We start from the raw sequence: 20,863 nt of genomic DNA, 5'->3' as shown, positions 1-20,863 counted from the left end.
CATAATTTGCATCCCATGCAAAAGGAGGACGGCAGGTATATGTTCCGTAAACAAGAGAAAACACTCATCATCGTCTGTCTGGTTGCAGCTGTGGTTGTGCTGTATGCCGTTGTGAAAAGCATCATCCGAATCATGAGTTATTGAGATACACGTTCAAGCAGAGTAACTGCTGTTGTACATAACGATTATGTGAAAGAGGAGTGTAACCATGTCATCCCTGGACCCTGTTTTGCTCAGCCGGATACTAACCGGTCTTACCTTGTTTGTGCACATTATTTTTGCCTCTATCGGTGTAGGTGTTCCCCTCATGATTGCATTGGCCGAGTGGCGAGGACTACGAACCAATGATATGCATTACACCTTGCTGGCACGGCGGTGGGCACGAGGGTTTGTCATCACCGTTGCCGTTGGCGTCGTTACAGGCACCTCGATCGGATTACAGCTCAGTCTGTTGTGGCCGATGTTTATGCGGGTAGCGGGTCAGGCCATCGCCCTGCCGCTGTTCATGGAGACGTTTGCCTTTTTTATCGAGGCGATCTTTCTTGGAATTTACCTCTATACGTGGGATCGTTTCAAAAAGAAATATACGCATATGCTGCTGTTGATTCCGGTAGCTCTTGGCTCATCTGCCTCTGCGATTTTCATTACGACGGTGAACTCCTTCATGAATCAGCCACAGGGGTTCACCCTGATTAATGGCATCATGAAAGACATTCATCCGATTGCTGCCATGTTGAATCCGGCAACACCAACCAAGGTGTCCCATGTACTTGCTTCATCCTACACTCTGAGTGCAGGTATTCTGGCGGGGATAGCCGCCTTCAGTTTGCTCCGGGGACGGGATCATGTGTATTACAAAAAAGCACTGAAACTCACAACGGTATCTGCGCTTGTCTTTGCCATCAGTACGGTCATGATCGGGGACTCTTCCGGTAAATTCCTGGCGAAATATCAGCCGGAGAAGCTGGCTGCCGCAGAATGGCATTTCAAGACGATGAAAGAGGCACCGCTTGTCTATGGGGGCATTTTGGATGAGAACAATGAAGTGAAATACGCGATTGAGATTCCTTATGCACTTAGTATTTTGGCGGGGAATCGACCCGATACGGAAGTGAAAGGTCTCGAAGAATTTCCAGCTGATCTGAGGCCACCGCTGTCCATTCATTATATGTTCGACCTGAAGGTCACCACCGGAGTGATTATTCTGATGATTCCTGTGTTATATGTACTGCGTCGTTGGTTGCCAGGGCGCAAGCCATATCCCAAATGGCTGTTGCTCGGCATTGTCTTGCTGGGTCCTCTGGCCATGATTGCAATCGAGCTTGGGTGGATGTTCGCTGAAGTTGGCAGACAGCCTTGGATCTTACGCGGGTATATGAAGGTGTCAGAAGCGGCCACCACGTCAACTTCGGTAGGATGGATGCTGGTGTTGTTTATTTTGCTGTATCTGATTCTATGTTTCTCGTGCATTCGGGTGCTCAGCAAGCTGTTCCGCAACAAGGAAGCAGAGAAGGAACTGGAGTCTCTGGGGCTTGAAGGAGGGATCGTACATTGAGTTTCGAAATTGCAGGCATCGCAATATTGTGGACGTTTTTGTTCGGTTACCTGATTGTCGCTTCGATTGATTTTGGGGCCGGGTTCTTCAGCTTTTACAGCATATTGACTGGGCACGAGAACAAAATTCATAACATCATTCAGCGCTACCTGTCTCCTGTGTGGGAAGTAACGAATGTGTTCCTGATCTTTTTTGTGGTCGGACTGGTTGGATTTTATCCGGACAGCGCCTTTTATTACGGGACAGCTTTGCTGGTGCCGGGTTCCCTGGCCATTGTACTGCTTGCTATCCGGGGCGTGTATTACGCTTACAATACCTATGGCAACCACGGGCAGAACAGCCGGATCTACATGGCATTGTACGGAGCGACGGGTTTGCTGATTCCGGCGGTATTCTCCACCATTTTGGCGATATCCGAGGGCGGAATCATTGAGCAGGTAGGCGAAGAGGTGTTTTTTCGCTGGCGTGAATTTTTGACGAATCCCTATACCTGGTCGGTTGTTTTGCTTGCACTGGTCAGTGTGCTGTACATCTCGGCGATGTTTCTTTCCTATTATGCCAACCGGGCAGGGGATGAGCCGGCATTTGAGGTGCTTCGAGAGTATGCATTGCTCTGGAGCTTGCCTACCATTTTTGCGAGTTTTCTGGCATTTCTGCAGATTAACAAACAGAATCCCGCACATTTTGAGCAGATGGTGAATATCTCATGGATGTTCATTTCTTCGTTTATCTGTTTTGTCATTGCGGTGTCGCTGGTGTGGAAACGCAAATATCTGGGCTGGTGTTTTATCGCTGTCATGCTTCAGTTTGCCTTTGCCTGGTATGGTTACGGGCGATCCCACCTTCCGTATATCCTGTATCCCTACATTAATATTTATGACAGCTTTACAAATCGTACGATGGGGATTGCGCTTATTACGGCGTTCAGCCTGGGGCTGCTTGTACTCATTCCGTCGCTTGTGCTGATTATGAAGCTGTTCCTGTTTGATGCCAATTATGTACGCGGTAATTCTGGTAAAAAGAAAGGATGAGTCTGTTCATGCTGCTGAACATGTTCTTACTCATGATTCCCTTGCAGTATGCACTATCTACTGAGGGAGTCACGGGGATACCCGGTATAACCGGATTGAGCTTTTTTGAGACATTCACGATTATGTACGCCCCACCACTCATTATTATGGCTGCGATTGTCTTTCTGTTCATATATCTGGCCGTATGCAAAAATCCGAAGGATTGATTAACTGGTACGTGCATTCCCATTTGGGGTAATCTGTTGTTAAGAAATGAGGAAGGGAGGATGACCCTTTCATGCCTAAAATCCGTTATAACAACATTGATAATGTAAGTACGGACAAAACGCTGAAGGAATTCAAGCAATGGAGGGAGCAGCGGCGCAATAAAGTGAAGGACTACTCCTACACCGTGCCCAAACACCCGCCTGAACTCGATTATCTGCATGCCAATCGAGATGACACGAGTATTACCTGGATTGGTCACTCCACGTTTTTCATTCAATATTATGGATTGAACATCGTGACTGACCCGGTATGGGCTGAAAAAATGGGATTTCAACGAAGACTCGGTGCCCCGGGGATTCCGATTCAGGATATTCCACCATTGGATGTCATTCTGATATCCCATTCCCACTACGATCATCTGCATCTGGCTTCCCTGCGTAAGCTGATTACCGCCAAGACATTGCTGATCGTACCCGATGGTCTGAAGCGCAAGATGATTCGTAAAGGATTCCATCGATGCCAAGAGATGAAGTGGTGGGATCATATGACACTTGGCGGAGTTAAAATCACTTTTGTTCCAGCGCAGCACTGGACACGCCGAACGCTGTTCGATACCAATACATCCCACTGGGGCGGTTATGTGTTGGAACCAACCCATTCGGCGGCAACATCAGCAGGGGAAAGTGCTGCAACTCGAAGTGATCAGAAGGATCAAACAACTACAGCATCAGGGAAGAACGAAACATCCAGAGAATCAGACGGACCGCCTGTGTTGTATTTTGTAGGGGATACAGGTTACTTCCAGGGTTTCAAGACGATTGGAGAGCGCTTTGACATCGGTATTACCCTGATGCCCATTGGTGCCTACGATCCGGAATGGTTCATGACTTCTCAGCATGTGACACCTGAAGAAGCACTGCAGGGGTTTGTTGAATCCGGCTCGCAGCTCATGGTGCCAATGCACTATGGCACATTCAAGCTGGCAGACGATACGCCCAAGGAAGCCCTTGATCGGCTGGAAGTTGAGCGTGAACGGCTAGGCATTAGTAAAGAGCGTATTCGGGTGCTTGGTCATGGTGAAACACTCCGCATTCACCACGAGGAAGGTAAACAGGACTAACAAAAACGAGCCAAATATGTTAATGTAGGGATATGCCTGCATGAACAGTGTATTTACCAAATCTTTAATAAGTAAAAAGCGGCCAATTTTCGAATTTGCCGCTTTTTTGTGTTATAATATGGTGCCAGAATAGGCATCGGGATATTGAATCCATGATTTACGCAACTTGCTATTCATGCAGTATGCAGATTAACCAATAAAGGATGGTATGCTTAATGATCAGTACAAGCGGCATCACGCTCCGCTACGGAAAACGTGCACTTTTTGAAGATGTAAATATCAAATTCACACCAGGAAACTGTTACGGCCTCATCGGCGCCAATGGAGCCGGTAAATCAACATTTTTGAAAATTTTGTCCGGTGAAATTGAATCAAACTCGGGAGAGGTGCACATCACCCCGGGCGAACGTATGGCCGTTTTGAAGCAAAACCACTTTGAATATGATGAGTATCCGGTTCTCGAAACGGTAATTATGGGTCATAGTCGTCTCTATGCCATTATGAAAGAAAAAGATACGCTGTATGCCAAAGCGGACTTCACTGAAGAAGACGGCCTGCGTGCAGGTGAGCTTGAAGGTGAATTTGCCGAGTTGAATGGCTGGGATGCTGAGCCGGATGCAGCGGCACTCCTGATCGGTCTGGGTATCGACCGTGACATGCACGAGAAGAAAATGAATGAATTAAGTGGTAACGAAAAAGTTCGTGTCCTGCTTGCACAAGCATTGTTTGGTCGTCCAAACAACCTGTTGCTCGATGAGCCTACCAACCACTTGGATCTCGAATCCATTCAATGGCTCGAGAACTTCTTGATGGACTATGAAGGTACTGTTATTGTAGTATCCCATGACCGTCACTTCCTGAACAAAGTATGTACGCACATTGCGGATATCGACTTTGGTAAAATCCAGCTGTACGTAGGTAACTATGACTTCTGGTACGAGTCCAGCCAATTGGCACTTGCTTTGCAACGTGATGCCAACAAGAAAAAAGAAGAGAAGATTAAAGAGCTTCAAGCCTTTATTCAACGTTTCTCCGCGAATGCTTCGAAATCGAAACAAGCAACTTCCCGGAAGAAACAACTCGACAAAATCACGCTGGATGACCTTCGTCCATCGAACCGTAAATATCCGTTTATCAACTTCAAACCTGAGCGTGAAGCCGGTAAACAATTGTTGACCGTAGATCGCATCAGCAAATCCATTGATGGTGTAAAAATGCTGAATGATATCAGCTTTGTCGTGAACAAAGGGGATAAAATTGCATTTGTTGGCCCGAACGGAAATGCCAAGTCACTCTTGTTTGATATCCTGATGGGTGAAACGGAATTGGATAGCGGCGAATATACTTGGGGTGTAACTACAACTCAAGCTTATTTCCCGAAAGACAACTCCAAATATTTTGACGGTGTAGACATGACGCTCGTGGATTGGCTCCGTCAATATTCCAAAGATCAGGATGAAACGTATCTGCGTGGATTCTTGGGACGTATGCTGTTCTCTGGTGAGGAATCCTTGAAAAAGGCAAGTGTACTCTCCGGGGGCGAGAAAGTTCGCTGTATGCTGGCGAAAATGATGCAGACGGGTGCTAACGCATTGATTCTCGATGAGCCTACGAACCACTTGGATCTCGAATCCATCACAGCGCTGAACAATGGTATGATTGATTTTGACGGCACAATGCTGTTCACATCCCATGACCATCAGTTCATTCAAACCATTGCTAACCGAATTATCGAAATTACGCCGAATGGCATCATTGATCGCCAAATGAGCTATGACGAGTATCTGGAAAGTGATGAAATCAAAGAACTGCGCAATAAAATGTATCCGGTAGAAGCTTAAACGAAGCATCATCTACGGCGCATTATCATAGCAACACCAAAGAACCGCAAGCCTCTGTGAAGAGGGCTTGCGGTTCTTTTTTGTAATCCAATGGGTTTTTCTTCGGCTTTAAGACCTAAGATCCACCAGTACGGCGACGTTGGTTGTTAGGCTTCTTGTTGTTTTGACTCTTCATCGCTTTAGGTCCGCCTTCAAAGTAGGCGCTGGATTGGTTACCGGAATTTGCCTGTTCTTTCTTTTGCGCCAGCTTTTGGCGTATAGCATCCTGCAAACTGACCTTTTTCGGTTCGTTATTTTCGCTCATCGTTATTTCCCTCCCGGTCTTACAGTAAGCCGTCCAGATTGGACGGGATGTACCTATTTTATACGTTTTATAAAAGCCCCACAAGGGCAACCTGATAAAATGCTCAAAACCTTTGATTTTACCCAGGCCAACATTTTTTCTCAATAACTACAGCCCTGCCGTCTGGCAACTTTGTTTCGGCTTGCCTACAGCAATGCAGCCTCGCAACACTGTTTCTGTAGACCCACACGCTCCGCATTTGGTAACATGGAAAAACCGTAATACGAAACGTTAAAGGAGTGTCGCCCGGTTTGAACGCTTATGAAGAAATTCGAAAAGGGGAGCGAGGGGCTTGGGTGAGTATTGTAGCCTATCTCGTCTTGTCCGCCTTTAAGCTGATCTGTGGATATGTATTTGCTTCCAGCGCCTTGTTGGCCGATGGTTTTAATAACCTTACGGATATTGTGGCATCTGTTGCTGTATTGATCGGGCTTCGGATCTCCCAGAAACCACCTGATTCGGATCATGCCTATGGTCATTTTAGAGCGGAGACTGTTGCTGCCTTGGTGGCTTCATTTATTATGGCTATGGTTGGGTTGCAAGTATTGGTTGAAGCCATTCGCTCCTGGTATGAAGGAGCCTTTGTTGCTCCAAACCTCTGGGCGGCTGCAGTGGCTGTAGTCTGTGCTGTGGTGATGTTAGGCGTATATCGTTACAATCACCGTCTGGCTAAACAAATTAATAGTCAGGCGCTGATGGCAGCGGCGAAAGATAATCGTTCGGATGCCTGGGTCAGCATAGGCGCTGCCGTTGGAATTATAGGTGCGCAGTTCGGACTACCATGGCTGGATAAAGTAGCTGCCATTGCTGTAGGTCTGTTGATCTGCAAGACGGCTTGGGAGATTTTTCGGGATTCTACACATCGTCTTACCGATGGATTTGATCAGAAGGACTTGACGGATCTCAGATCCTCCGTAGCTCGTGTTCCAGGTGTTGAAAAGATCAAGGATGTAAAGGCACGTGTGCATGGAAGTCATGTACTTGTGGATGTGGTTATCGAAGTGGACGGAGGCTTAAGCTTGATTGAAGGCCATCAGATCTGCGACAGAGTGGAAGAGCGTCTGAAGCGATCGCATAACATCATGCATGTACATGTACATGTTGAACCGAAGACGGAAGAAGTCACAGGGAACCTTTGAACAGGGAGTGAACATCCTGGAAAATCAAAAGAGGACAGCCGCGATTGTGCGTGCTGTCCTCTTTACTTATCGTTAGAACGATTATACGATGTTACTGAATGGCAACGTGGATCCACGCTTTGCCTTTCCAAGTGTACACTTGCACCCACTCGCCACCGTCGAATCCGTCAACCACTTCACCTGTTGTATCGATAACTTGGGAGCTCAATGCACCGATTGGTTTACCGTTAGGTGCATCATAGAACCAAGTGCGCTCCAGAAGGTTCAGCAACATTGTAGGTACCAGTACTTCATCGCCTGGTTTTACAAGTGGCTCTTCAAACATTTTATCATCTGTAGTCGTAGCTGGAGTTTCAGTTGTTGTTGAAGTACCTTCTGCACCTGTAGTGTCTGTTGTTGTACCGGTTACTGTCTCAGCAGTACCTTCTACTGTGTCTACAGCCGGTTTGTTCACTTCAACAGCCGGAGTTGTTGTCGTTGTTGTAGCTTCAGTTCCTTTTTCGGGAGTCACCGTTCCGGTAACCGCTTCCTCTGCACCAGCAGCGGCAGCCATCGAACCCATCAACGTTAAAGCAGCGGCAAAACTTACGATTTTTTTCATTTGTTTTTCCTCCTCGGTTAGGTATGTAATTTGTTGTCCTGTGTTTAAAGTAACCAAGCAAGCTCACCTATGAATCACAAATTATAACAATATTTTCTTGCATTCTCCAGTGTCAACTGGCGCATATGTGGGTATATAGGAAGCCTGTAAAAATCATACTTCGGTGGGATAAAACCGGGTTGGCTATCTCAAAAAGGTCCTGTTTTTTGAAATTCATGGGAGAGCAGCTTGGAATAAAGCAGGAGGGAGTGCAATACATAATATAGAAAAGTTGACCTATGCCTAAACGCACAAAAGCCAATCGGCTTGGTAGCACGATCGGCTTTTGTATGTATTCGTTAATATTACTCAGTCAGAGCTGAGGTTATCGCATTCGGCTGCGTCCCGTAATGAGGGAGATGACGAACAGTACTACAAAGATGAAGAAGAGTACTTTCGCGATTGAAGCAGCTGCTTCAACAATACCGAAGAATCCAAAAATACCTGCTACCAGTGCAATAATTAGAAATAATACAGACCATTTCAACATAAGGTTTCATCCTTTCGTATACTTGATTGTTGGGTGAGTTGTGTTCACCTCACCGCCTTGTGTAGTCTAACTTTAACCGGGGGCTATCCAGTTGAAACATTGGTTTTTTTTCCAAGCGAGAGCATATTTGAAGTAACATGTAATTTTGTTTCGTCCGGGAAATCGCCGGGTAACTATAGCAATAACAAACTGATGCACATATGGAAAGTGAGGTTCTTCTATGATCTATCAAATTAGCGTGGCCCTGATTGCAGTGGCATTTGCAGTCCTTGTTTTCTTCTTAATTCGTACCTTGAAATCCGCTCAGGGTTCCTTGGACAATGTCTCACAGACATTGCAGGAGGTACAGAAGACCATTGATGAACTTAGTTATGAAGTCAAGCAAACGGTAAGACACGCCAATGATATTACGGTGGATGTACAGCACAAAATGAAAAAAATTGATCCTGTAATGGAATCTGTTGAAAATCTCGGAGAAGTGTTGAACGAGGTGACGGCGGCAGCCAAGCAAGTCTCCACGACGCTGATGGCCAGATTTCAGACGAAACGAAACCATGCCGCAGATACAAAGCACGCTGAACCGTCTCATGTAACAGCACCACCTGCTACATCAACGGATCGTACCCTGCAATCCTATGAAGCTACATATAATGGTGATGCTAAGGGCGGGAAGAACTGGATGAAGTATGTGGATGTTGCGGCGAATGTATGGCAACGAATGCGTAAATAACATGATCGCTTTGTAATCCATAAAGAAACCTTCAGAGCGGTGATGAACCTGATGAAAGGGTGAGAATCATGATGAAACTACTGCTTGTGATGTTTAGCGTAATTTCTCCCTTTTCCGTTCAACCGGCAGCGGTACCCGCTGCTCACGATATGCAATGGACGGCAATGGAAGAGAAGGCGTCAGAGGTGACTCTGGCTGTTGATCGATCCGAGACTTTCCAGCATTTTCGGACTCTGAATGGCATTTCTCTGGATGACACCATGGACGATTTGGTGGCCAAGAAGGGCCAACCGGTGAATAAACAGGAAGATCCTTATCTGGGATGCCCTGAATATCATTTTCGTGATGTGAAGGTTGGCTTGTGTGAAGATACGGATGTCATTCAATATGTGCATATCGATGCGTCTGAAGATCACATTGTGTTAAACGGAGAGAGAATTGAGATGAAGATTGAAGCGATCCATCATGCTCTCGGGAAACCTTATTATGTGGCCGAGGATGGAGAAGTATTTCTCCGTGGAGATCAGGCGCTAAAGGTATATATAAAGTCAGGCTCTAACCAGATTGATGGCATTGATCTTTTTGATGATACCGTATCCTGATATTGGTTATTACTAAATCGTTTCAACCCCATATAGTATGGTTATATATTAAGTAGCTCGATACAGAAGATTAAATCAGAGGAGAGTGGAAACGATGAATTCAACCAATGAGCAAGCTTATGCAAAAGTGGTAGAAAACGGAGTCCAGGCGGTAGAAGCGGTGAAAGAATTGCAGATTACCGGATACCTTGCTGATCAAATCTTTGTTCTCGCCCATGAGAAGGATCGTACAGATCGAATTGCCGATACAGCAGATGCCAAAGAAATTGGCATAAAGGAAGAAGGCGTATTTGATTCCTTGGCGAATCTGTTCCGCTCACGTGGTGATGAACTCCGGGCCAAAATTGTTTCGATGGGCTTTACCGAAGCCGAAGCTGACTTCTACGAGAGTGAGTTAGACAAAGGTAAAGTACTCGTAATTGCCAAAAAGAAAGATTGATCAATATAACGGTGCAACTTGAAGTTTGCTGAATATGGACAAGCTTCTGAATCACTTAGGTAAAATGCTTAATCAAAAACATAGATAAGGAATGGGGCTTTCCCCATTCCTTATCTATGTTTTTGCAAGTTTGGAAGCGGGATCAGGACGCTGCAAAAACAGGGCGAAAAGCGGTGAACATTACCCGTGATGGTGCCATTTACTGATAGAGTTTTTTTGGTTTTACCATTATAGTTATACTAGGAATTATTATGTCTACTGCCGTTTTGTATGCAAAATATGTAAAATCAACGTTCGTTTTTACCTAATAAGAATCGACAAACCCGGACGCCACAGATAAGGAGATATCAATGAGAATACTTATTGTTGACGACAATCCGACGAATGTCATTATCATTCGAGAAATTCTGAAAAAAGAGAACTATCGTGACATTGTAACGGCGAGTTCCGCCATGGAAATGTTTGAAGTGTTGGGAATTGGGGAGGAAAGCAATGAACTTCGTCCAAGACCGTCGGATATTGACCTGATTTTGCTAGATATGATGATGCCCGAGATGGACGGTATCGAAGCCTGCAGTATTGTGCAGAAATTTGAAAATTTGAAGGATATACCGATTATTATGGTGACTGCCATCGGGGACTCCAAGAAACTTGCCGAAGCATTGGATGCAGGTGCATCTGACTATGTGACCAAACCGATTAATAAAGTCGAACTGATGGCCAGAATTCGACTTGCACTTCGTTTGAAACAGGAAAAGGATTGGCATAAAGAGCGTGATCAACGTATTCAGGATGAGCTCAAGTTGGCAGCAATGGTTCAAAATGCCGTATTAAGTCCGGCAATTCGGGACCCGTTGTTCCAAGTGCATGCCATCTATAAACCATCTTTTGAGCTTGCGGGTGATCTATATTCTTGGTATCCCCTTGGGGAAGGTCGTTACGGAGTACTGCTGCTCGACATGATGGGACACGGGATATCTTCATCCCTGTTTACCATGTTTATCGCTTCTGTCTTGAAGGATACGGTTACCACTTATGTGGATCCAGAGAAGGTCATTCAGGAGTTGAACCGGCGTTTTAACCAGCTCCATCTGGAGAAACAATTGGTACAGTATTATTTCACGGCAATTTATCTGGTCGTGGATACACGGATGAAGCGCATTGATTATGTTAACGCAGGGCACCCACCTGCTTTATTCTTCCGAAACGACGGCAGTGTCACCACATTTGACAGTGTCTGCTGTCCTGTTGGGTTATTTGACAAAATGGATATTGAACCGCAAACCATCCATTACGAGGGTGACGGCCATATTGCACTCTATACGGATGGACTATTGGAAGCTGTTCAGGGCGGGCAGGAGGAACAACATGAATTCCTGATCGAAAAACTGACCGGCTCACATCAGTGGAATGAAGCTGCCATGCAGGCCATGTTTTTTGACGACGAAATTCCCCAGGAGCGGGATGATGATAAATGTCTGGTCTGGATTACTTTAGATAAAGGGGCGGGCGATGAATGAAGATCAGGAATAAACTGCTGATTGGGTTTACCGCTCTGATGGCTATTTTGATCGTACTCACGTTTGTGAGTTATGAACGCCTGAACAGTAGCAATAAGCAGATTGATCAGATGTATCAAGAACGTTATCTCAAAGTAAGGTTCACCTCAGCTGCACGCGGCGAGGTTAATGACATTGCCAAAGTGCTGGCTAACTTGTTATTAAACCCAACCAACTCCATTGGGGCAGCAGATGGGGATTTGAAAGCGATGAAAGAGCGTGGTGATCGTAACCTCGAGGAAGTGAGAAAAAGGGCAGACAGTGCACCTGAACATCAGCTGGTGGATCGTGTCAATACGGCATGGGAGGCTTATAACAACTATGCTACCAGACAGATCAGCCTGATGTCCCAAAACCGGGTGGAAGATGCGAATAACTACCGTAATGCAACAGGACTCGCGGTGCAAAAAGAAGCTGTGGATAGTTTGAATGCTCTTTCCCGGTATCAGGACCAAGAGATTGATGCCGAGATCAAGAATGCTAACGCAGCGTATACAAGAGCAGTGCAGATCACGATAAGTATTATGATTGCGGGGCTGTTACTTGCACTGGGCGTCATTATGTGGGTGCTGCCGAGCATTACGCGGGGTCTGAACACCGTATCCATGATGATCACCAGTTTTGGCAAAGGCCGTTACCGCACCATTAGACGCATACAGATCAAATCCACAGACGAAATTGGTCAGATTGCCAGTGTGTTCAAAGATGTATCCAGTGATTTGGAAGAAAAACTGGAGATCGAGAAGGCTTATGTACAGGCTCAACAGGATCAGAACTGGATGAACTCTAACATCGCAAGAGTTCCAGAGCTACTTCGGGGGATTGGATCCATTCGCCAAATCTCACAAATGTTTATCAGCGAGTTTACACCGGTTCTTGGTGCTCAGCTCGGTGTCGTCTATCTGATCGATGAGGAGAAACATCCCGACGAACTGAGACGTTACGGTGCATATGCATTCGAAGAGAATGAAGACGTTGGCAAGGAAATGTACCGGATCGGTGAAGGCCTGATTGGTCAAGCCGCGCTGGATATGACACCGATTATTCTGGAAAATACACCTGAAGATTATGTGCATATTGGTTCAGCTTCAGGCTCAACACGTGCTGCGGGTATCATGATCTATCCTGTCGTGTTTGAAGATGAACTGATTGGCGTAGTTGAGTTGGCTTCCTTTGAAGGGTTCAATGAACTTCACAAGCAGTTGTTCACCCAACTGATTATGAACCTGGGCGTAATTTTGAACAACGTTCGACGTCGTTTGCGTGTGGAGGAGTTGCTGCGTGAATCCCAGGCACTGACTGAGGAACTGCAGGTTCAATCGGAAGAATTGCAGACACAGCAAGAAGAACTTCGTCGTTCCAATGAGAATCTGGAGGAGCAGACAGAGGCGCTTAAACGTTCCGAGGAATTGCTGCAGCGTCAGCAGGAAGAACTGGAGCATTTCAATACGGAGCTCATTGCCAAGACGCGGGCGCTTGAAGAGCAGGTGCGTGAAGTCGAAGAGAAAAATGACGAAATTGAGAAAACGAAGACACAGTTGGAACAACAAGCTACACAGCTGTCGATGACAAGCAAGTACAAGTCCGAATTTTTAGCGAATATGTCACATGAACTCCGTACACCATTGAACAGTTTGCTCATTTTGTCTCAGTTATTGTCGGAGAACAAGGGTGGGAATCTGACTGACAAACAGCAGGAATATGCGCAAACCATCTACATGTCGGGTGCGGATCTGCTGAAGATGATCGATGAGATTCTGGATCTGTCCAAAGTGGACGCCGGTAAGATGGATATCAATTATGAGACGGTTCGAATGGAAGAGCTGACCAGCTTTGTTCAGCAAAACTTTGGACCAATGGCGAATAAAAAAGAACTGAACTTGAACATCGAATTCGACAACGATTTACCGGAATGGGTGTACACAGACAGTCATCGCGTCAAACAGATTTTGCGGAACTTGTTGTCGAATGCATTTAAGTTTACCAATCGAGGCTCAGTTAGTCTGATTGGACGACGGATGAAACCGGAAGAACTGCCGGGTTATATGAACACCAATCAGGAATATCTCGGATTCAGTGTGAAAGATACGGGCATTGGCATTCCTTCGGACAAGACGGATCTGATCTTTGAAGCATTCCAGCAAGTAGATGGGACCACAAGTCGGAAATACGGCGGTACTGGCCTGGGATTGTCCATTAGCAGAGAGTTGGCACGTTTGCTAGGTGGCGCAATACAGGTGGAATCATCCGAAGGCGAGGGTAGCTGCTTTACCTTATACCTGCCGGATAATCATGAAGAGGAAGCACTGGCGGAGGAAGGGGCTTCAAGAGAAGCAGCTGTATCCTCAGAGGAGCTTTATGAACAATCCAACGAAACACGGACCATGCTCTCAAGTCATCAGTCCATCTTATCTCCTGATCCGGAGCGGAATGTGGGTACAGATCTGTCTCCTACCAATACTCCAGATGTCACGCAGATCGAAGATGATCGGGAGAACCTCATGGAAGGTGACAAAATCCTTCTCATCATTGAGGATGATGTGAACTTTGCACATATTTTGATGGATATGGCGAGAGGAAGAGGGTTCAAAGCACTTGTTGCCCTTCAAGGTGACAAAGGTCTTGAAACGGCCCGTCAATATCTGCCGGATGCCATCATCCTTGATATTCAACTGCCTGTTATGGACGGTTGGACCATTCTGGGTGAACTGAAGAGCAGTTCGGCAACACGTCACATCCCGGTACATGTCATTTCAGTCATTGATGATATGAAGCAAGGTCTGATGATGGGCGCCATTGCTTATCTGAAAAAACCTTCCAGCAAGGATTCACTGGATAAAGCTTTCTCGCATATCAAATCATATACCGAGAATCAGTTGAAACGATTGCTGATTGTGGAAGATGATGAAATTCAGCGTAAAGCTATTATTGAATTGATTGGTCATGATGATGTTGCAATTACGGCAGTATCTACAGGTAGCGAGGCATTGAATGAATTACACAGCCAACGTTATGACTGTATGGTCCTGGATCTGATGTTAACGGATATGACCGGTTTTGAGTTGCTCGACCAGATTCGGGATGACGAATATCTGAACGATCTGCCGATTATAATTTATACAGGCAAAGAACTGGATTCCAAGGAAGAAATGAAGCTGCGCAAATATGCGGAATCCATCATTATCAAGGATGTGAAGTCGCCAGAACGTTTGCTGGATGAAACCACATTGTTCCTGCACCGGGTAGAAGCCAATTTACCGGAAGACAAGCGTCGCATCTTGCAGAAGTTGCACAACAAAGAGACGTTGTTTGAAGGCAAGAAGATATTGCTTGTTGATGACGATATCCGTAATGTATTTGCTCTTTCAAGTGTCCTTGAAGGCTATCGTATGGATGTAACGTTTGCAGAGAATGGTCGTGAGGCTCTGGAGATTTTGGAGAAAAATCCGGAATTTGATCTGGTATTGATGGATATGATGATGCCAGAAATGGACGGTTATGAAGCGATGACACGAATCAGACAGATCCCTCAGTTTGAAAAATTGCCGATTATTGCACTCACGGCAAAAGCGATGAAAGAGGATCGCGGCAAATGTATTGAGGCCGGAGCATCTGATTATGTGAAAAAACCGATCCAGACAGATCAATTGTTATCCTTAATGCGCGTATGGCTGTATTCGTAAGTTCATTATTCGTATGTTCATTGTTTGGGTAATGAAAGACAATACGACGAATACGCAAGTAACAAATGAAGAAGTGGAGAGAATTTATGACACCGTGGGAACCTACCGAGACGGGGGCAGATTTGGTCCGTATGCCGCAAGATGAAGAACGCGAGCTGATCGAGATTGAGTTGCTGTTGGAAGGCATGCACCGTTTATATGGATATGATTTTAGAAACTATGCGTTGCCATCCCTGAAACGAAGAATCTGGCATCATGCACATGCTGAAGGGGTTAAGAGCATATCCGGCTTGCAGGAGCGTGTTCTTCATGACCGTTCTGCGTTTGATCGTTTTGTACAGAACTTATCCATCCCTGTAACCGAAATGTTTCGAGATCCTTCGCTTTTCCGAATGTTTCGGGAAAAGATTATTCCTATCCTGAGAACCTACCCGTATATCCGAATATGGCATGCGGGTTGCTCTACGGGAGAGGAAGTCTATTCCATGGCGATCATGTTGCATGAGGAAGGACTGTATGACAAGGCAAGAATCTACGCGACGGATATGAATGATCGCTCTTTGCAACAGGCCAAAGAAGGCGTATACGGTATTGAGAAGATGAAACTATTTACTACAAATTATTTGGAGGCAGGGGGTACCAGAGCCTTCTCCGAGTACTATACAGCGAAATACAATTCGGTGATATTTCATCCTTTCCTAAGGAAGAACATCATTTTCGCCGAGCACAATCTGGCAACAGACCGGTCATTTAATGAGTTTAATGTTATCTTTTGCCGTAATGTCATGATTTATTTTAATGATGAACTGCGGAACCATGTGCATGGGCTGTTTCATGAGAGCTTGAGCCACTTTGGTATTCTGGTTCTGGGGTCGAAGGAATCGATACATTTTACAGAGTTCAGTGATACCTATGAGCCGTTAGACCGGACCGAAAAAATATACCGGAAGATCAAATAGGGGGTTAGGGTTAGCCATGGGGCTCAATGAACCAATCCACATATTGTTGGTAGATGACCGCCCTGAGAACTTGCTTGCTCTTGAAGCAGTTCTGGAATCGGAACAATATAAACTCGTTAAGGCAACTTCCGGAGAAGAGGCACTCCGCTGTCTGCTAAAAGACGAATTTGCGGTTATCGTTCTCGATGTGCAGATGCCTGGTATGGACGGAATTGAGACAGCAAAGTTAATTAAGGCACGGGACAAGTCCAAGGATGTGCCGATTATATTCATCTCTGCGAATAGCAGAGAAGCGGAGCACTTGTTTGCCGGATATTCAGCCGGGGCCATTGATTACATGGTTAAGCCATTTATTCCTCAGATTTTGAAATCCAAAATCGAGGGCTTTGTGGAGATGTTTATCACCAACAAACGACTGAAAACCCAGACGATGCTGCTTCACCAGAAGACACAGGAACTGGAGAAGATGAACCAACAACTCATTCAGGCCAAGGAAGAAGCAGAAATTGCAGCTAATGCAAAGACCGAGTTTCTGGCAATGATGAGTCATGAGATTCGTACACCGATGAACGGAGTTATCGGCATGGTGGATCTGCTAATGGAGACGGAACTGAAGGAAGATCAGAAAGAATATGCAGATATCGTTCGTCGCAGCGCGGATGCACTTGTCACGGTCATCAACGACATTCTTGATTTTACCAAGATGGAATCAGGCAAAATGGAACTTGAAGAGCATCCTTTTGAAATTGTCTCCTGTATTCGGGAAGTGTTGGGATTGTTTGCTGCAGAAGCAGGCAAAAAGAGTTTGGAATTGGATTATTTCCTGGAAGATTCTGTCCCTGAATTAATTTATGGAGATATGGCAAGGCTGCGTCAGGTTCTCTTGAATCTTATTGCAAATGCGATCAAATTTACCGATCAAGGTGGAGTATATCTGATCGTGTCAGTTAAGGAAGAAAAAGACGGACAAATGGCATTGGAATTTGCTGTTAAAGACACCGGGATAGGTATCGCTTCAGACAAAGTTGACCGCCTGTTTCAGCCGTTTTCCCAGCTGGATACATCAATGACACGTAAATACGGTGGAACTGGCTTAGGACTGGCAATATGCAAGACTCTGGTTGAAATGATGGGTGGACAGATCTACCTGGATACAACAGAGCAACGTGGAGCGACGTTTGTATTTACAATCCAGGCGAAGCGTTATGTAGAAACCGAACTGGTCCAGATGAATGGGGAAGAGAAGCTGACGGATGTGAAGAATGAGAATAAATACCCGACGGTTTTAATTGTGGATGATCATCCTATCAACCAGAAATTGATGGCGATTATGCTCGGTAAACTTGGGTTGCTCTCAGACATTGCTGAAGATGGGCAGAGCGCACTCGATATGGTAAATAGTAGCCGCTATCCCTATGACTATGTGTTCATGGATCTGCAGATGCCTGTTATGGACGGTTTGGAATGTACAAGGCGGATTCGAGAGAGCCTGTCTCAGTCCGATCAGCCGGTCATTATAGCCATGACTGCCAACGTGATGGAAGGTATTCAGCAACGCTGTATTGCTGCAGGCATGGATGATTATATTAGTAAACCGGTGAAAATGGGCAATGTAAAACAGAAAATAGCCCAGTTTCAGAAACAACGAAAAATGCTAAACTCAGGCCCTTCTGCCATGAATCAGGCCAATTGAAACATTTTCCAAACTTCTTTCTGTTTCACTCGTACTGAAGTTGGGTTATTAGGTAAGGAAACCATTGATCAGGAGAGAGATGTCTAATGAATACAAACAAAAACGAAAAATTCAATGCAAGAACCGAAACACAGGACGGCGTGTGCACGGTGTATCTGACTGGCGAACTGGATTTGTCGGTTGCTCCTGACTTCCGCTTGGTGATGGAGCCGCTGGTAGATAACAAGGAACAGGATCTTGTGATCAACATGAAAGAATTGAAGTATATCGATAGTACAGGGATTGGTATCCTGTTATCTGTTCTGAAGGCAAGACATGGAATGGAAGCTCGCTTTGAAGTACAGGAAGTTCCTGCGCAAATCCAGAAACTTTTTGATATGACGGGCATCGCCAAATTCTTTGTCACACAGAAGAATTCCCAATAGGAAAGGATCGAAAAAGGAATGAATGCAGAAGTTCAAAGAGTCACCCTTAATTTACCGGCGACAGCTGATTACGTTGATATTGTAAGACTTAATCTTTATGGAGTAGCATCCAAAATGGGATTTTCTTATGAAGACATTGAGGATATGAAAGTTGCTGTATCCGAGGCCTGTAACAACTCTGTACTGTATGCCTACTCACACGAAGGCGGCATGGTTGAAGTTGTATTCGAAGTCGAAGGCGAAACATTGTCCATTACTGTTAAGGACGAAGGTGCCAGCTTCGAGAACATGAACCCTGCTGTGTCACGTGCTGGTCTTCACGACAAAGAACTGACAGAAGCACAGATTGGCGGACTTGGGTTCTACCTGATGCAAGCCTTGATGGACGATGTCAGTGTGGAAAGTGAGACGGGCAAAGGTACGAAAGTAGTACTCGTAAAACGTCTTGCAAGAAGTGAGGAGAAAGTATGAGTGAAAAAGTGACTCCCCCAGAGTCCATGTCTGAAGCTATAGGTTTGATCTGGGAATACCAGCAGACCCAAGATAATGAAATTGCAACAGTTCTCATCCGTAAATATGAACCGATGGTTAAGATGGCAGCAGGTAAAATTGCTCGGAATCGCCCCGATCTATACGAAGACTTGTATCAGACCGGGCAGATGGCCTTGATTCGTTTGCTTAAGCAATACGATATCAACCTAGGTATTCCGTTTGAACCTTATGCTATGAAGAGCATGATCGGTCATATGAAGAACTATTTGCGAGACAAATCCTGGTATATTCAGGTGCCCCGGAGGATTAAGGAAAAGGGAGCACTTGTGCAACATGCCATTGATGAGTTAACCGTGAAGCTGGAGCGCTCACCCGGTGTGAACGAAATTGCTGAATACCTTGATTTGACTGCAGAAGAGACGATTGAAGTTCTGGCTGGTCGGGAATGTTACCACTATGTGTCACTGGATTCTCCTTTATCTCAGGATGACAGTGCAGCAACATTGGGTGAACTGATCAGTGCAGATGTTAATGACTATGATTCAGTCGAAAAACGGATGGACTTGCAACAGGCATTGGGACAATTGAAGGAACAAGAGCAGCAGGTACTTATTCTAGCCTTTCAGGATGGCCAATCTCAACGGGCAATTGCCCAGAAGCTTGGTGTTTCACAGATGAGCGTATCTCGTATTCAGAAGCGAGCTACAGAGAAATTGAAACAGATCATGTCTAATGCTTCAATGTTATGAAAAATGGAACCCTAATGTTGTTGAGTACGGCATAAATAAGGACACGTCATTGCACTGAAATGCATACGTGTCCTTTTTGGGATCAAAAAAGATGAGTGTGCAATGAACGAACATGAGTGCAGGAGTGGATAAAGTGATTGTGAACCAAATCAAGTTGGAAACTCGCCGTGACAAGTTATCTTGCTCGGATCATTGGCAATGGTGGGATTGGGTTGCACCCGACACCAATAGCATGAACAATGCTTTGGAGGAGCTGACAGAGGCATTTCCGGATATGCAGTATTGGCTTCATAAAATTCCAGAAGTCGAATCAAATTATCTGTCCGTCCGCTTCGTGAATGGTACAGAGCCAGTCATATTTGGTTGCTTGTTGTATGCGATCAAGAATGAGAGAGATGACCAACGCCAAGATAATCAGATGTTTTTCTATGTCGATCGCAATCACCTGGTTACTTTAAATATGGATGACAATACACGAGGAATTATGAAGACGGATGAACGCACCCATATGTTACAGCAATGTAGCGAGGCCAGGGACGGGATGTTTGTACTTTTTCGAGCTATACTGCATTACTACCATGTGGGAATGGATCATTTTGAGATGAACCTGCGTGATCTGGAACGGAAGATGGAATCCCGCAATGCTCGCACCTTGATGGACCAGATTCTCGCCGCTCGATTTGAATTATTGTATTGGAGTAATCTGTTCATCCCTTACTCGGAACTGATGGCCGCTTCACATGAGGCTTACCTTGATGAAATAAATGAAAATCGATACTTCCAACAGCTTCAACATCGAGTAGAGCGTATGGAACGATTGTTTAGTCATTATGAGAAAGAGATTGATACCTTAATCTCCATTGATAATGCGATCTCCGGTGTACGTGGCAATGAGATCATGAAAACACTGACTATTGTCACCGCTGTGTTCATACCCGCTACGGCAGCTGGCGCGATATGGGGGATGAACTTTGAGAACCTGCCCTTTATCGACAAATCATGGGGAGTTGTACTGGTCCTTGTTGTCATTATCTTAAGCATGATCAGCATGTATGTATGGCTGATGATGAAAGGATGGACAGGGGATTTGCTGAAAGTCAAATCCTCACAGCCTTCAGCTGAAGAGACTGAGAAAAAAGGAGAAACGAAAAAACGTAAGGGATAGC

Annotated in this window: 20 protein-coding genes; 17 read left to right on the top strand and 3 right to left on the bottom strand. The window is 45.3% G+C overall.

The features are described from left to right. The first annotated feature begins 208 nt into the window (after positions 1-208). From NKT06_RS26920 to NKT06_RS26900, 5 genes are all read left to right on the top strand, one after another. The gene (locus NKT06_RS26920) at positions 209-1,555 is read left to right on the top strand and encodes a cytochrome ubiquinol oxidase subunit I (RefSeq protein WP_253440938.1); all 1,347 of its coding nucleotides are present in this window, start codon (positions 209-211) and stop codon (positions 1,553-1,555) included. Further along, a complete protein-coding gene (locus NKT06_RS26915) occupies positions 1,552-2,586 on the top strand; it encodes a cytochrome d ubiquinol oxidase subunit II (protein WP_253440936.1) in 1,035 nt (344 codons plus the stop codon). Before NKT06_RS26920 ends, NKT06_RS26915 begins: the two co-directional genes overlap by 4 nt. An 8-nt stretch (positions 2,587-2,594) precedes the next feature. Next, positions 2,595-2,792 carry a cytochrome bd oxidase small subunit CydS family protein gene (cydS, locus tag NKT06_RS26910; protein WP_253440934.1) on the top strand — a complete coding sequence of 66 codons (198 nt, stop codon included), beginning with the start codon at positions 2,595-2,597 and terminating at the stop codon, positions 2,790-2,792. Positions 2,793-2,863: 71 nt separating this feature from the next. After that, positions 2,864-3,913, top strand: coding sequence for an MBL fold metallo-hydrolase (locus NKT06_RS26905; protein ID WP_253440932.1), 1,050 nt, complete (start codon positions 2,864-2,866; stop codon positions 3,911-3,913). Positions 3,914-4,128: 215 nt separating this feature from the next. After that, a complete protein-coding gene (locus tag NKT06_RS26900) occupies positions 4,129-5,754 on the top strand; it encodes an ABC-F family ATP-binding cassette domain-containing protein (RefSeq protein WP_253440930.1) in 1,626 nt (541 codons plus the stop codon). Between the two features lie 115 nt (positions 5,755-5,869). Here NKT06_RS26900 and NKT06_RS26895 read toward each other — a convergent pair whose 3' ends face one another. Then, positions 5,870-6,058, bottom strand: coding sequence for a hypothetical protein (locus NKT06_RS26895; RefSeq protein ID WP_017692261.1), 189 nt, complete (start codon positions 6,056-6,058; stop codon positions 5,870-5,872). A gap of 290 nt (positions 6,059-6,348) precedes the next feature. Between NKT06_RS26895 and NKT06_RS26890 the strand changes: the two genes are divergently transcribed. Next, on the top strand, positions 6,349-7,236 hold the full coding sequence (locus NKT06_RS26890; protein ID WP_253440928.1) for a cation diffusion facilitator family transporter: 888 nt from the start codon (positions 6,349-6,351) through the stop codon (positions 7,234-7,236). Between the two features lie 91 nt (positions 7,237-7,327). Here NKT06_RS26890 and NKT06_RS26885 read toward each other — a convergent pair whose 3' ends face one another. Continuing rightward, positions 7,328-7,837 (bottom strand): hypothetical protein, encoded by a 510-nt coding sequence (locus tag NKT06_RS26885; protein WP_253440926.1) that lies wholly within the window; start codon positions 7,835-7,837, stop codon positions 7,328-7,330. 364 nt (positions 7,838-8,201) lie between these two features. Then, positions 8,202-8,366 carry a DUF1328 domain-containing protein gene (locus NKT06_RS26880; protein WP_017692264.1) on the bottom strand — a complete coding sequence of 55 codons (165 nt, stop codon included), beginning with the start codon at positions 8,364-8,366 and terminating at the stop codon, positions 8,202-8,204. 220 nt (positions 8,367-8,586) lie between these two features. Here NKT06_RS26880 and NKT06_RS26875 point away from each other — a divergent pair, with 220 nt between their 5' ends. The 11 genes from NKT06_RS26875 (at position 8,587) to NKT06_RS26825 (ending at position 20,862) form a co-directional block, all read left to right on the top strand. Continuing rightward, on the top strand, positions 8,587-9,096 hold the full coding sequence (locus NKT06_RS26875; protein WP_253440924.1) for a DUF948 domain-containing protein: 510 nt from the start codon (positions 8,587-8,589) through the stop codon (positions 9,094-9,096). Positions 9,097-9,164: 68 nt separating this feature from the next. Then, positions 9,165-9,698: a hypothetical protein gene (locus tag NKT06_RS26870; RefSeq protein ID WP_253440922.1), complete on the top strand. Its 534-nt coding sequence runs from the start codon at positions 9,165-9,167 to the stop codon at positions 9,696-9,698. Positions 9,699-9,792: 94 nt separating this feature from the next. Next, a complete protein-coding gene (locus NKT06_RS26865; RefSeq protein WP_017692267.1) occupies positions 9,793-10,137 on the top strand; it encodes a YflT domain-containing protein in 345 nt (114 codons plus the stop codon). Positions 10,138-10,487: 350 nt separating this feature from the next. Next, on the top strand, positions 10,488-11,657 hold the full coding sequence (locus tag NKT06_RS26860; RefSeq protein WP_047841574.1) for a PP2C family protein-serine/threonine phosphatase: 1,170 nt from the start codon (positions 10,488-10,490) through the stop codon (positions 11,655-11,657). Further along, the gene (locus tag NKT06_RS26855) at positions 11,654-15,379 is read left to right on the top strand and encodes a response regulator (RefSeq protein WP_253440920.1); all 3,726 of its coding nucleotides are present in this window, start codon (positions 11,654-11,656) and stop codon (positions 15,377-15,379) included. Before NKT06_RS26860 ends, NKT06_RS26855 begins: the two co-directional genes overlap by 4 nt. An 86-nt stretch (positions 15,380-15,465) precedes the next feature. Beyond that, positions 15,466-16,338: a CheR family methyltransferase gene (locus NKT06_RS26850; protein WP_017692270.1), complete on the top strand. Its 873-nt coding sequence runs from the start codon at positions 15,466-15,468 to the stop codon at positions 16,336-16,338. A 16-nt stretch (positions 16,339-16,354) separates the two neighbouring features. Further along, positions 16,355-18,031 carry a response regulator gene (locus NKT06_RS26845; protein WP_253440918.1) on the top strand — a complete coding sequence of 559 codons (1,677 nt, stop codon included), beginning with the start codon at positions 16,355-16,357 and terminating at the stop codon, positions 18,029-18,031. Between the two features lie 86 nt (positions 18,032-18,117). Further along, positions 18,118-18,456 (top strand): STAS domain-containing protein, encoded by a 339-nt coding sequence (locus NKT06_RS26840; RefSeq protein WP_036606989.1) that lies wholly within the window; start codon positions 18,118-18,120, stop codon positions 18,454-18,456. Between the two features lie 18 nt (positions 18,457-18,474). Then, entirely contained in the window at positions 18,475-18,927 is a 453-nt protein-coding gene (rsbW, locus tag NKT06_RS26835; protein WP_076212654.1) for an anti-sigma B factor RsbW, read from the top strand. Beyond that, a complete protein-coding gene (locus NKT06_RS26830; RefSeq protein ID WP_253440916.1) occupies positions 18,924-19,697 on the top strand; it encodes a sigma-70 family RNA polymerase sigma factor in 774 nt (257 codons plus the stop codon). The genes rsbW and NKT06_RS26830 overlap by 4 nt, the downstream gene beginning before the upstream one ends. 139 nt (positions 19,698-19,836) lie before the next feature. Then, positions 19,837-20,862 (top strand): magnesium transporter CorA family protein, encoded by a 1,026-nt coding sequence (locus tag NKT06_RS26825; protein ID WP_483311634.1) that lies wholly within the window; start codon positions 19,837-19,839, stop codon positions 20,860-20,862. Position 20,863 lies beyond the last annotated feature (1 nt).

The organism is Paenibacillus sp. 1781tsa1 (assembly GCF_024159265.1).
Classification (GTDB): Bacteria; Bacillota; Bacilli; order Paenibacillales; family Paenibacillaceae; genus Paenibacillus.
The sequence above is the reverse complement of the archived record's forward strand: the minus strand, read 5'-3'. Positions and strand labels throughout refer to the sequence as shown.

What these genes read in the sequence shown, in the direction of transcription:
- NKT06_RS26920 (WP_253440938.1), top strand. Translation starts at nt 209, where the DNA reads ATGTCATCCCTGGACCCTGTTTTGCTCAGCCGGATACTAACCGGTCTT.
- cydS (WP_253440934.1), top strand. Translation starts at nt 2,595, where the DNA reads ATGCTGCTGAACATGTTCTTACTCATGATTCCCTTGCAGTATGCACTA.
- NKT06_RS26905 (WP_253440932.1), top strand. Translation starts at nt 2,864, where the DNA reads ATGCCTAAAATCCGTTATAACAACATTGATAATGTAAGTACGGACAAA.
- NKT06_RS26900 (WP_253440930.1), top strand. Translation starts at nt 4,129, where the DNA reads ATGATCAGTACAAGCGGCATCACGCTCCGCTACGGAAAACGTGCACTT.
- NKT06_RS26895 (WP_017692261.1), bottom strand. Translation starts at nt 6,058, where the DNA reads ATGAGCGAAAATAACGAACCGAAAAAGGTCAGTTTGCAGGATGCTATA.
- NKT06_RS26885 (WP_253440926.1), bottom strand. Translation starts at nt 7,837, where the DNA reads ATGAAAAAAATCGTAAGTTTTGCCGCTGCTTTAACGTTGATGGGTTCG.
- NKT06_RS26880 (WP_017692264.1), bottom strand. Translation starts at nt 8,366, where the DNA reads ATGTTGAAATGGTCTGTATTATTTCTAATTATTGCACTGGTAGCAGGT.
- NKT06_RS26875 (WP_253440924.1), top strand. Translation starts at nt 8,587, where the DNA reads ATGATCTATCAAATTAGCGTGGCCCTGATTGCAGTGGCATTTGCAGTC.
- NKT06_RS26870 (WP_253440922.1), top strand. Translation starts at nt 9,165, where the DNA reads ATGATGAAACTACTGCTTGTGATGTTTAGCGTAATTTCTCCCTTTTCC.
- NKT06_RS26865 (WP_017692267.1), top strand. Translation starts at nt 9,793, where the DNA reads ATGAATTCAACCAATGAGCAAGCTTATGCAAAAGTGGTAGAAAACGGA.
- NKT06_RS26860 (WP_047841574.1), top strand. Translation starts at nt 10,488, where the DNA reads ATGAGAATACTTATTGTTGACGACAATCCGACGAATGTCATTATCATT.
- NKT06_RS26855 (WP_253440920.1), top strand. Translation starts at nt 11,654, where the DNA reads ATGAAGATCAGGAATAAACTGCTGATTGGGTTTACCGCTCTGATGGCT.
- NKT06_RS26850 (WP_017692270.1), top strand. Translation starts at nt 15,466, where the DNA reads ATGACACCGTGGGAACCTACCGAGACGGGGGCAGATTTGGTCCGTATG.
- NKT06_RS26845 (WP_253440918.1), top strand. Translation starts at nt 16,355, where the DNA reads ATGGGGCTCAATGAACCAATCCACATATTGTTGGTAGATGACCGCCCT.
- NKT06_RS26840 (WP_036606989.1), top strand. Translation starts at nt 18,118, where the DNA reads ATGAATACAAACAAAAACGAAAAATTCAATGCAAGAACCGAAACACAG.
- rsbW (WP_076212654.1), top strand. Translation starts at nt 18,475, where the DNA reads ATGAATGCAGAAGTTCAAAGAGTCACCCTTAATTTACCGGCGACAGCT.
- NKT06_RS26830 (WP_253440916.1), top strand. Translation starts at nt 18,924, where the DNA reads ATGAGTGAAAAAGTGACTCCCCCAGAGTCCATGTCTGAAGCTATAGGT.